1 pseudogene is annotated in these 1,612 nt (G+C 65.8%); it reads right to left on the bottom strand.

The annotated features are described in order from the left end of the window. Positions 1 to 1,538: pseudogene (locus OEJ36_RS30370) on the bottom strand (RHS repeat protein); the annotation flags it as partial. Between the last annotated feature and the right edge of the window lie 74 nt (positions 1,539 to 1,612).

Below are 1,612 nucleotides of genomic sequence, written 5' to 3'. Positions count from 1 at the left end.
GTCAGGCGATCGAGGGCGTCGTACTGGTAGTCGAGGCTGCCGAACAGGCTGTGGGCATGGGCGGTGATGTTGCCGTTGGCGTCGTGGCTGTAGCTGCTCTGCCAGTTGCCGACCTGCTGGGCGGTGAGCTGGTAGTCCTGGTCGTAGGTGCGGCTGAGGACGATGCCGTTGTTCCAGGTGAGGCTCTTGAGCGGCCCGAAGGGGGCGTAGCCGATGTTGCTGGCGAGGCTGGTGGGCGTGGCGCTGCCCACCGCGAAACCAACCTGACTGACCTGGCCGGCGGCATTGCGGCTGTAGTAGATGCTGAAGCCGGCCGGGTAGTCGATGCGGATGAGGTTGTTGGCGGCGTCGTAGGCGTAGCCGAGGGTGTCGTATTGATCAGTCCCCAATACCGCAACGGAGCGCAGCTGCTCGATGAGGTTGCCGCGCTCGTCGTACTTGTAGCCGAGCACGCCGCTGGCGTCCTGCACCGCCGTGAGGCGGCCGATGCCCTTGTTGCCGTTGGCGGTCATGTCGTAGTGGTACTGGACGTTGAGCGCGGGGGTGGCGGGGTACTGGCGGCCGGTGAGGCGGTCGAGGGCGTCGTAGCTGTAAGTGGTGACGATGCCGCGGGCGTCGGTCTTCTGGGTGACGTTGCCGGCGGCATCGTGCCCGTAGGTGGTGGTGCCGGTATCGGGGCTGATGAGCTTGGTGAGGTTGCCGAGGCCATCGTATTCGTAGCGGGTGGTGACACCACGCGGGTCGACGACCTGGGTGAGGTTGTCCTGGGCGTCGTAACCGAGGCTGGTGACCTTGTTCAGCGGGTCGGTGCTGGAGACCAGGCGATCGAGGGCGTCATAGGCCTGGGTGTGGCTGAACTGGCGTGGGTTGGTGTCGGTGGTGGGGTTGTCGTTGAGGTCGTACTGCTGGCTGTGGGTCTGGCCACCAGCGCCGACCGAGCGCAGCAGGCGGCCGAGCTCGTCGTACACCCACTGTTGCTGCTGGGTGAGGTTGTTGGAGGCGTCCTTGATGCGCTGGGCCGTGCGGTTGCCCATGGCGTCGAGGTCGAACTCGACTTGCTCACCGAGATTGTTGGTGATCTTGGTCAGGCGCCGGGCATCGTCCCAGGTGTAGGCGAGCCAGCTGCCGTCACCGCGGGTGACCTTGGTGATCTGGCCGATGGCATCGTGCTCGAAGGCGGTGCTGCCGCCGGCAACGCTGACCGAGGCGAGCCAGCCCTGCGGGGTGTAGGTGAGGGCGGTGGTGACGCCGTTGGGGTCGATGACGGTTTGCGGATTGCCGAAGCTGTCGAAGCTGGACAGCTGGGTGATATGGCCCAGGGCGTTGGTGACGCTGATGAGGTGGCCCTGGGCGTCGTAGGCGTAGTGGGTGATGTCCTGGACATCGGTACGCGGGCCATCGGCGGTTTCGATCTGGCCGGTGGCGGTGTAGGTGTAGCTCCAGTTGCGCGGGGCGGCCTGGAGGCTGGCGGCGGCAAGGGTGCCGGACAGGGCGAGCGTAAGGACGCTCAAGCGGTGGTGCAGGGGGTTCATGGGCAAGTCCTTGTGCGAATCAGCGCTGGCTTACGCTCTGGCTGAGTGGTCGTCCTTGGTCGTCGTAGCTGTAGGTGGTG

This window comes from Pseudomonas sp. PDM13 (genome assembly GCF_025685765.1).
Classification (GTDB): domain Bacteria; phylum Pseudomonadota; class Gammaproteobacteria; order Pseudomonadales; family Pseudomonadaceae; genus Metapseudomonas; species Metapseudomonas solani.
This window is presented reverse-complemented; position numbering and strand designations above follow the sequence as displayed.